Here is an 8,988-nt window from a genome sequence, read left to right on the forward strand (position 1 = left end):
GGCCCGCGCGCCCTGTGGTGCACAAGGCGGTACGAATGACAGGCTGGAGGTATGAACATCCCTTTCCTGGGCAACCGGCGCCGGAAGCTGGGGTTCCCCGATCCCGAGGGCATCGCGGAACTCCTCGCCGAGTGCGAACTGCTGCGCTCCCAGGCGTCCCGGGCCGGGGTCCGACTGGACGACTCCCCGGCCTCGTTGGAGGCCCTGGACCAGCTGGTGCCGGGCTGGCGGGACGACGAGGACACCCTGAACTGGCTCGGCAACGACGCCGGTCTGTACCTGGGCACCGTCATCGTGCGGACCGTGCCGGGGGCCCTGTGGGAGATCCGGTCCGACGGGCAGCCGGTCGTACGGCTCGCCTCCGGCCGGGTGTTCGACGTCGTGGATTCCGGTCACGCGTGGGCGTCCAGTGGAGTGCCCGAACTGTCCCAGCTCTATGCCGAGGTCGCGGAGGCGTGACAGGCTGACCGCCCGGCCCGCCGCGGGTGGCGGCCGAGGCAGCCGCAAAGGGCGGTAAATACGGCTAATGACCGGAAGGTGCGTGTCGCGCGGTCCACGCGATCTTGCCTGGATACGTTGCGGCAGCACCACACGGCTGAGAGTGAGTAGGGGCGGTATGGCCGTCGATCCGCTGATCGAGCTGCAGGACGTCAACAAGCACTTCGGTGACCTGCATGTACTGCAGGACATCAACCTCACCGTGGGCCGGGGGGAGGTGGTCGTCGTCATCGGCCCCTCGGGCTCGGGGAAGTCGACCCTGTGCCGGGCGATCAACCGGCTGGAGACCATCGGCTCCGGCACCATCCGGCTCGACGGGCAGCTGCTGCCGGACGAGGGCAAGGAGCTGGCGCGGCTGCGGGCCGATGTCGGCATGGTCTTCCAGTCGTTCAACCTCTTCGCGCACCGCACGGTCCTGCAGAACGTCTCGCTGGGCCAGGTCAAGGTCCGCGGCCGCAAGAAGGAGGAGGCGGACCGGCGTTCCCGTGAGCTGCTGGACCGGGTGGGCGTCGCCGACCAGGCCGACAAGTACCCGGCGCAGCTCTCCGGCGGGCAGCAGCAGCGGGTGGCGATCGCGCGGGCACTGGCGATGGAACCCAAGGCGATGCTCTTCGACGAGCCCACCTCCGCCCTGGACCCGGAGATGATCACGGAGGTGCTGGAGGTGATGAAGGCCCTCGCCGCGGACGGCATGACGATGATCGTCGTCACCCACGAGATGGGCTTCGCCCGCTCGGCCGCCAACCGGGTGGTGTTCATGGCCGACGGCCGGATCGTCGAGGACCGCACACCGGACGACTTCTTCACCCGCCCGAGCAGTGACCGGGCCAAGGACTTCCTCTCCAAGATCCTCAAGCACTGAAGCGGGTGGCGCCGAGCCGTCCGCCCGCCCGGACCTCGACTACGATGGCTCCTCCGCCCCGGTGGAGGAGGGGACTTCGCACCGGGAGCGGGGACGCTGCCGCCGGGAGGGGCCCACCGCCCCGCGCCGGTCGGGCGGCGGCCACATCGGCAGTCCCGTCCGGCCGCAGCCGGAGATCACTGCTCGCCCAGCGGCACCGACACGTACGACGGGTCGTGGGCCGGCGAGGAGAAGGTCAGCTGCGCGCCGGGCGGGTTGTGCTCGATGTAGAGCGGGTCGACCGTGTCGACGACCAGGGCGAGCCGGTGCCCGGCCGGCACGTCGTAGGCCGTCGCGAACAGTTCCAGGTCCACGCCGAACGCCCGGCCGGGAGTCCGCCCGTGGAAGGTGTACGGCGCGCTGCTGACCAGCCTGCCGACCCCGAGCGGCCCCACGTCGTACAGGTAGGCGATGAAGGTTCCGCTGCCGGCGGTCGGGGTGAGGGTGGTGTGCAGCCGCGGCGTGCCGCGCACCTGGCGGACCGTCGGGTACCGCTCCGACTGCCACACGGCCGCCCAGCGGCGGGGCAGCAGCGGCACCCACGCCATCGGGGGCAGCCGGGCCACCTGGTCGAGGATGCTCGACAGGAACACGACGCCGCCGTCCGCACCGGAGTTGACGTTCGTGCGGATGGTGGTGCTGCCGCCCAGGTCGATCTTGCGGGTGGTCGCGGCCACCGACTTCCAGTCCGGGTAGGTCTCGTGGCGGCCGGACGAGCGGGACGTGAGGCGGACCGGCTGCTCGGTGCCGACCCCGTTGGCGATCCCCCGCAGGTGGTGGTCGAACCAGCGCCGGGTGTCGGTCCAGACGTCGTTGGGCAGGCCGAACAGGCCGGTGAGCTCCGGCGTTGCGTGGTCGCCGGGGCGCAGCTGGAGGCGCTTGGGGCCGGACAGCTTCTCGTAGAGGTCGGCGTACTGGTCGGGCGGGAACACGGTGTCGCCCCAGGCGCCCGCGAGCATGACGGCCGCGCCGCTGTCGTTGAGCCGGTCCACGTACGTCGCGGGGGAGCGGACCTTGCCCCAGGCGATCATCTCCTGTTCCCGGGACAGGTCGGAGGCGTAGAGGGCGTCGAAGATGCGGCGGAGTTCGGGGCTCGGGCGGCCGGTCAGGCGTCCCACGCCGTCCAGCACGGAGGCGGCCTGGACGTGCTGGGTCCGCTCGGAGTAGATCGACTCGATCAGGTCGGCCCAGCCGCTGAGCGCGGCGACCGCTCTGACCCGCCGGTCGTGCGCGGCGGCCAGCAGGCTGATGCCGGCGCCGTAGGAGACGCCCGCCATGCCGATGCGGCCGGGGTCGGCGGGGGTGTGCGCGAGGGCCCAGTCGATCACCCGGGAGGCGTCGGCGGTGTCGGCCGGCCCGGCGACCTCGATCTGTCCGCCGGACTGCCAGAAACCGCGCACGTTGTAGCTCACCACCACGTACCCGGAGTCGGCGAGCCGCTGGGCCTGGGCCAGGTACTCGGCCTGCGGGAAGCCCCAGCTGGTGGGCAGCACGAGCAGCGGGTGGCGGCGGCCGTCGCCGGCCCCGGCCGGGGTGACGACGTTGGCCTTGAGCACCGTGCCGCCGTCGCCGGTGATGTCGACGAAGCGGACCGGGTGCGGCGCCGCGTGGGCGGCGGGCGCGACCGCGAGTGCGCTCCCGGCGATCAGGGTCGCCGAGGCGGCGCCCACGGCGGTGGTGCGCAGGGCCCTGCGAGAGCGTCGCACGGTCACTCCTCACTCGTGTCAGTGCAAAGTGACCAGACGGTAACCTCGGGCGCCGGTCCGAGGTAACCCGTCGGTAAGTTACGTGCCAGTAAAGAATGTTGAGAGGTGGAGGGCTCAGGACGCCCGGTGCGCCCCGCGTTCCGCCGGAACCGGCAGCGGAGCCTGCGCGGCCCGGGTCACGTCCCCGACCAGCTCCACCACGTCGGGCCCGTACGCCTGGGAGTTGACCACCTTCAGCAGCAGGACGAAGGAGTTCTGGCCGTGCTTGCGGGCCAGCCGCTCGTGATGGCGCGCGAGATACCGGGTCGCCGCCTGGTTGGTGATCGCCCGCTGCCCGCAGAACAGGAACACCGGCCGTGCCTCCCGCCGGTCCCCGGCCGTCAGCCGCGCCAGCAGCACGTACTCGGTGACCCCCGGCTCCATCCGGTAGCGCTCGCCGCCGATCTGGAACGCGCCCCGGTCCGGGCCCGGTTCCGGATCCACGTTCACCCGCACCCCCGGCAGCATGGCCGCCATGTGCGCCACCATCCGGCGGTTCGTCCCCGGGCCGCCGACGCAGAACTCGGTACGCTCACCGAAGCCCTGATGGGCCGTGTCCTGCGTCACCACCTGCACGTTCGCTCCGCACTCCTTGATCAGCGCGGAGAGTTCGAGCAGCGAGAACACGTCGAAGCGGTGCACCGCCGGTTCCGCCGTCGCCGGGTCCCGGTTGACGACGAGCAGCGACTCGGCGTTCTCCGGCAGCCCGAAGAACGCCTGCTTGCGCCGCAGCCTGCGCCGGTACAGATACGTGCGGGCCATCCAGCCCAGCGCGGCGCCGACCACGGCGGCGATCACCACACCCAGCACCACATTGCGTATGTCGTCCGTCATGGGCGCGCATGCTAGCGGTCCCCGGCAAACCCGTGTTCGACCCACCCCGGCTGGTTCGACCCACCCCGGCCGGCCGGTGCCGCACCAAGGCGCGCGACGGCCGTGGCCCGCCGCCAGCCGCTCGGGGAACCGGCGCGGCATCACCGCATCGCCCGGCGAGGCGTTCCTGACGGGAGCATGGCGACGTCGTAGGCTGCGCCAACGGTCCCTCACCGGAGGTGCGCATGCGTCGTCCCGTCGCACGGAAACTGACCGTCCTCGCGGTCTCGGCCGCCGTGGTCTCGGTGGGCGCGACCGCGCCGCCCGCCGGACCCCACGACCCCGGCCCGCCGCCCGCCAAGGTCCCGGTGGCCGTCGGACACGGCGGCGCCGTCTCCAGCGTCGACGCCGACGCCTCCGCGGCCGGCATCGAGGTCCTGCGCAAGGGCGGCAACGCCGTCGACGCGGCCGTCGCCACGGCAGCCGCCCTCGGCGTCACCGAGCCCTACTCGGCCGGCATCGGCGGCGGAGGCTACTTCGTGTACTACGACGCCCGGAGCCGCTCCGTGCACACCCTCGACGGCCGCGAGACCGCCCCGCTGACCGCCGGCCGGGACCTGTTCCTCGAGGACGGCGAGCCGATCCCGTTCGCCGAGGCCGTCAGCAGCGGCCTCGCCGTCGGCACCCCGGGCACCCCCGCCACCTGGCAGCGGGCGCTGGACGCGTGGGGCCGCAAGGGGCTCGGGACGGTGCTGAAGCCCGCCGAGCGACTGGCCCGCGACGGCTTCACCGTCGACGCCACCTTCCGCGCCCAGACCGCCGCCAACGAGACCCGCTTCCGGTACTTCCCGGACACGGCCGAGCTGTTCCTGCCCGGCGGCGACCTCCCGGCCGTCGGCTCCACCTTCAAGAACCCCGACCTCGCCCGCACCTACGCCGAGTTGCGGCGCAAGGGCGTCGACGCCCTCTACCGGGGCGCCATCGGCCGGGACATCGTCGACACGGTCGCCAAGCCGCCCGTGGACCCGGACTCCGGCTGGAACGCCCGCCCCGGCGACCTGTCCGCCCGCGATCTCGCCGCCTACCGCGCCAAGGTCCAGCCCCCGACGAAGACCTCGTACCGCGGCCTGGACGTCTACTCCATCGCGCCGTCGTCCTCCGGCGGCACCACGGTCGGCGAGGCCCTCAACATCCTGGAGCGCACCGACCTGTCCCGGGCCGACGAGACCCGTTACCTCCACCGCCTCATCGAGGCGAGCCGCATCGCCTTCGCCGACCGCGGCCGCTGGGTCGGCGACCCGGCCTTCGAGGACGTACCGACGAGGGAACTGCTCTCCCAGCGGTTCGCCGACAGCCGCGCCTGCCTCATCCAGGACGACGCCGTCCTCACCAGTCCGCTCGCCCCCGGAGACCCGCGCGACCCGGAGCCCTGCGCGGCACGCGGCACCCCCGCCCCGACGACGTACGAGGGCGAGAGCACCACCCACCTCACCACCGCCGACCGCTGGGGCAACGTCGTCGCCTACACCCTCACCATCGAACAGACCGGCGGCAGCGGCATCACCGTCCCCGGCCGGGGCTTCCTGCTCAACAACGAGCTGACGGACTTCTCCTTCGCCCCGGCCGACCCCGCCGTCCACGACCCCAACCTGCCCGGCCCGGGCAAGCGGCCCCGGTCCTCGATCTCCCCGACGATCGTCCTGGACCGCCACGACCGGCCCGTGGTGGCGCTCGGTTCACCCGGCGGCTCCACCATCATCACGACCGTGCTGCAGACCCTGACCGGCTTCCTCGACCGCGGGCTGCCGCTGGCCGACGCGATCGCCGCGCCCCGCGCCAGCCAGCGCAACACCGCCCGCACCGACCTCGAACCGGGCCTGTACGACAGCGAGGTCCGGCAGCGCCTGGAGTCGATCGGGCACTCCTTCACCCGGAACCCGGAGATCGGCGCCGCCACGGCCGTCCAACGCCTGCCCGGCGGGGCCTGGCTCGCCGCCGCCGAACGCGAGCGCCGGGGCGGCGGTTCGGCCATGGTGGTCCGCCCCGCCCGCTAGGCCCTGTCGTCACCAGCGTGCCGGGACAACACACTTAGGGGCCGCGGGGCCCGCTCCCGGGCGGAACGGGCCCCGCCCCGCGTCCGGTTCACAGCTCCGGTGCCGGGGTCTGCGCGACGCGGAAGGCGAGACGTCCGTCCTCAGCGTCGACCGTGACCCGGCCGCCCTCCCGGAGCGTGCCGTCCAGGAGCAGCCGGGACAGCTCGTTGTCGACCTCCCGCTGGATGGTGCGGCGCAACGGCCGGGCCCCGTACTCCGGCTGGTAGCCGCGCCGGGCCAGCCAGTCCACGGCCGCCTCGGTGAACTCCACGCCGATGCCCTGGCCCTTGAGCCCGCGACGCGTCGACTCCAGCAGCAGGTCGGTGATCAGGCGCAACTCATCGGGGATGAGCTGGCGGAACACCACCACCTCGTCGATCCGGTTGAGGAACTCGGGCCGGAAGTGCTCCCGCAGCGGCCGCAGGATCTGTTCGCGCCGCGCCTCCTCGTCGGCCTCCGTGCCGCCCGACGCGAAACCGAGCGTCGCGCCCCGCCGGGTGATCGCCTCCGAGCCGAGGTTGCTGGTCATCACGATGACCGTGTTGGTGAAGTCCACGGTCCTGCCCTGCGCGTCGGTCAGCCGGCCGTCGTCGAGGACCTGGAGCAGGACGTTGAAGACGTCCGGGTGGGCCTTCTCCACCTCGTCGAGCAGCAGCAGCGAGTACGGGTGCCGCCGCACCACCTCGGTCAGCTGCCCGGCCTCCTCGTGGCCGACGTACCCGGGCGGCGCGCCCACCAGCCGGCTGACGGTGTGCCGCTCCTGGTACTCGCTCATGTCGAGCCGCACCATCCGGTCGTCGCTGCCGAACAGCGCCTCGGCGAGCGCGCGGGCCAGTTCGGTCTTGCCGACGCCAGTGGGGCCGAGGAACAGGAAGCTGCCGATCGGCCGGTCCGGGCTGGCGAGCCCGGCGCGGGAGCGCAGCACCGCGTCCGAGACGACCCGCACGGCCTCGTCCTGGCCGACGACCCGCTGGTGCAGGTGCTGTTCGAGCTGAAGCAGCCGGGACTTCTCCTCCTCGGTGAGGCGGCTGACCGGGATGCCGGTCTGCCGGGAAACCACCTCGGCGATCGCCTCCGTGTCCACGACCAGATCCTGGCCCTCGTTCACCTCCGTGCCGCCGCCGGCCTCCTCGATGCGGTGCTTCAGCTCCGCGATGCGGTCCCGCAGCTCAGTCGCCCGCTCGTACTGCTCGTCCGCGACCGCCTGGTCCTTGTCGCAGGTCAGCTGCTCGGCCTCGCGTTCCAGGGCGCGCACGTCGGTGCCCTTGGTCCGGGCCCGCAGCCGCACCCGGGCACCGGCCTGGTCGATCAGGTCGATGGCCTTGTCGGGCAGGCGCCGGTCGCTGAGATAGCGGTCGGACAGCTCCACGGCCGCCACCAGCGCCTCGTCGGTGTAGCGCACCTGGTGGTGGGCCTCGTACCGGTCGCGCAGGCCGCGCAGGATCTCGACGGCGTCGGCGGGGCGGGGCTCGGGCACGAGGATCGGCTGGAAGCGCCGGGCGAGCGCCGCGTCCTTCTCGATCTTGCGGTACTCCTCCAGGGTGGTGGCGCCCACGACGTGCAGCTCGCCCCGGGACAGGGCCGGCTTGAGGATGTTGCCGGCGTCCATCGACCCGCCCTCGCCGCCGCCCCCGGCGCCGACGACGGTGTGCAGCTCGTCGATGAAGACGATCAGCCGGTCGGAGTGGCTGCGGATCTCGTCGACGATGGCCGTCATCCGCTCCTCGAAGTCGCCCCGGTAGCGGGTGCCGGCCACCACGGCGGTCAGGTCCATGGCGACCACGCGCCGCCCGAGCAGCACGTCCGGCACGTCCCCGTCGGCGATGCGCTGCGCCAGCCCCTCCACGACGGCGGTCTTGCCGACCCCCGCGTCGCCGATCAGCACGGGGTTGTTCTTGCCGCGCCGGGAGAGCACCTCGACGGTCTGCTCGATCTCCTCCTCCCGGCCGATCACCGGGTCGATGCGGCCCTCGCGGGCCAGCTCCGTCAGGTCGCGCCCGTACTTGTCCAGGGTGGGCGTGCCGGTGGCGGGGCGCGGCCGCTCGGCGCGCGGTGGGGGCCCCTCAGGGGCCTCCGACGGGGGCGGTGCGGGCGTGTAGTGGGCCGCGTTCAGGATGTGACCGGCGGCCGAGTCGGGGTTCGCGGCGAGCGCGCCGAGCACGTGCTCCGGGCCGATGTAGCCCGCGCCGTTGGCCCGCGCCAGCTCGTGCGCGTCCAGCAGGGCCCGCTTGACGGCCGGGGTCAGGGACAGGGACGTCGGCGGGGGAGCGGTGTCCGGCGCGTGCTGGGCGGGGCCGGACCGCTCGTCGATCTGCGACGCCAGCGCGTCGGGGTCCGCGCCCGCCCGGCTGAGCAGGCTGCGGGTCGGCTCACTGGCGAGGGCGGCCCGCAGCAGGTGCTGCGTGTCCAGGTCCCGGCTGCCGTGCTCGGCGGCGTACTGGGCGGCACCGCGCACCAGTTCCCGGGCCGGCCGGCTCAGCAGCCGCCCGATGTCTATCTGCCGGGGGCGCGGCCCACCGAAGAACCGGGCGAGGAATTCTCCGAAGGGGTCCGAGCCGTAGCCCTGCGGACCTGTGAACCCGCTGGTCATGGCGATCCGTTCCGGCGCCTCGCGGGATCCCCCTGGGGCGGGCGGAGCCGGGACCGAAGGACCCCGGGGCGCGCTCACTGCTCGACGTACCGGTCCGGACGCGGGTGCCCGGCCGGGTCCCGGTTACACACGGGGCTGCCGTGTCATGCGTGTCCATCGGACGCCCAGGGCCTCTCGTCCGGAGCACACCGGGCTCGCGGGGTCCGGCCCGACCCGGACGACAGACCCTCGGGCGCCCACCTCGTCACCTTCGCACGATCGCCCCGGGGCGGCACCCCGGGCGGGCGGGGCCGCGCCCGGGCTCACAGCTGCGGCCGAGGTGGGCCGGGCGCCCGGCCCGCGCGGCAT

Annotated in this window: 6 protein-coding genes; 3 read left to right on the plus strand and 3 right to left on the minus strand. The window is 73.4% G+C overall.

Going from position 1 to position 8,988, the window contains the following annotated elements:
• Positions 1–51: 51 nt before the first annotated feature.
• Both G3I53_RS21705 and G3I53_RS21710 read left to right on the plus strand, forming a co-directional pair.
• The gene (locus G3I53_RS21705; protein WP_164336419.1) at positions 52–459 is read left to right on the plus strand and encodes a DUF6278 family protein; all 408 of its coding nucleotides are present in this window, start codon (positions 52–54) and stop codon (positions 457–459) included.
• Positions 460–616: 157 nt separating this feature from the next.
• Positions 617–1,360: an amino acid ABC transporter ATP-binding protein gene (locus tag G3I53_RS21710; protein WP_164336417.1), complete on the plus strand. Its 744-nt coding sequence runs from the start codon at positions 617–619 to the stop codon at positions 1,358–1,360.
• Between the two features lie 176 nt (positions 1,361–1,536).
• Here G3I53_RS21710 and G3I53_RS21715 read toward each other — a convergent pair whose 3' ends face one another.
• Together G3I53_RS21715 and G3I53_RS21720 are read right to left on the minus strand one after the other, a co-directional pair.
• The gene (locus G3I53_RS21715; RefSeq protein ID WP_164336415.1) at positions 1,537–3,105 is read right to left on the minus strand and encodes a CocE/NonD family hydrolase; all 1,569 of its coding nucleotides are present in this window, start codon (positions 3,103–3,105) and stop codon (positions 1,537–1,539) included.
• A 114-nt stretch (positions 3,106–3,219) separates the two neighbouring features.
• Positions 3,220–3,978 (minus strand): hypothetical protein, encoded by a 759-nt coding sequence (locus tag G3I53_RS21720; RefSeq protein WP_164336413.1) that lies wholly within the window; start codon positions 3,976–3,978, stop codon positions 3,220–3,222.
• A gap of 224 nt (positions 3,979–4,202) precedes the next feature.
• Here G3I53_RS21720 and ggt point away from each other — a divergent pair, with 224 nt between their 5' ends.
• Positions 4,203–6,011, plus strand: a complete 1,809-nt coding sequence (ggt, locus tag G3I53_RS21725) for a gamma-glutamyltransferase (RefSeq protein WP_164336411.1) — start codon at positions 4,203–4,205, stop codon at positions 6,009–6,011.
• A gap of 88 nt (positions 6,012–6,099) precedes the next feature.
• Here the strand turns inward: ggt and G3I53_RS21730 are convergent, their stop codons facing one another.
• Positions 6,100–8,640, minus strand: a complete 2,541-nt coding sequence (locus G3I53_RS21730) for an ATP-dependent Clp protease ATP-binding subunit (RefSeq protein WP_164438683.1) — start codon at positions 8,638–8,640, stop codon at positions 6,100–6,102.
• Positions 8,641–8,988: the final 348 nt, after the last annotated feature.

Source organism: Streptomyces sp. SID14436 (assembly GCF_010548465.1).
Taxonomy (GTDB): domain Bacteria; phylum Actinomycetota; class Actinomycetes; order Streptomycetales; family Streptomycetaceae; genus Streptomyces.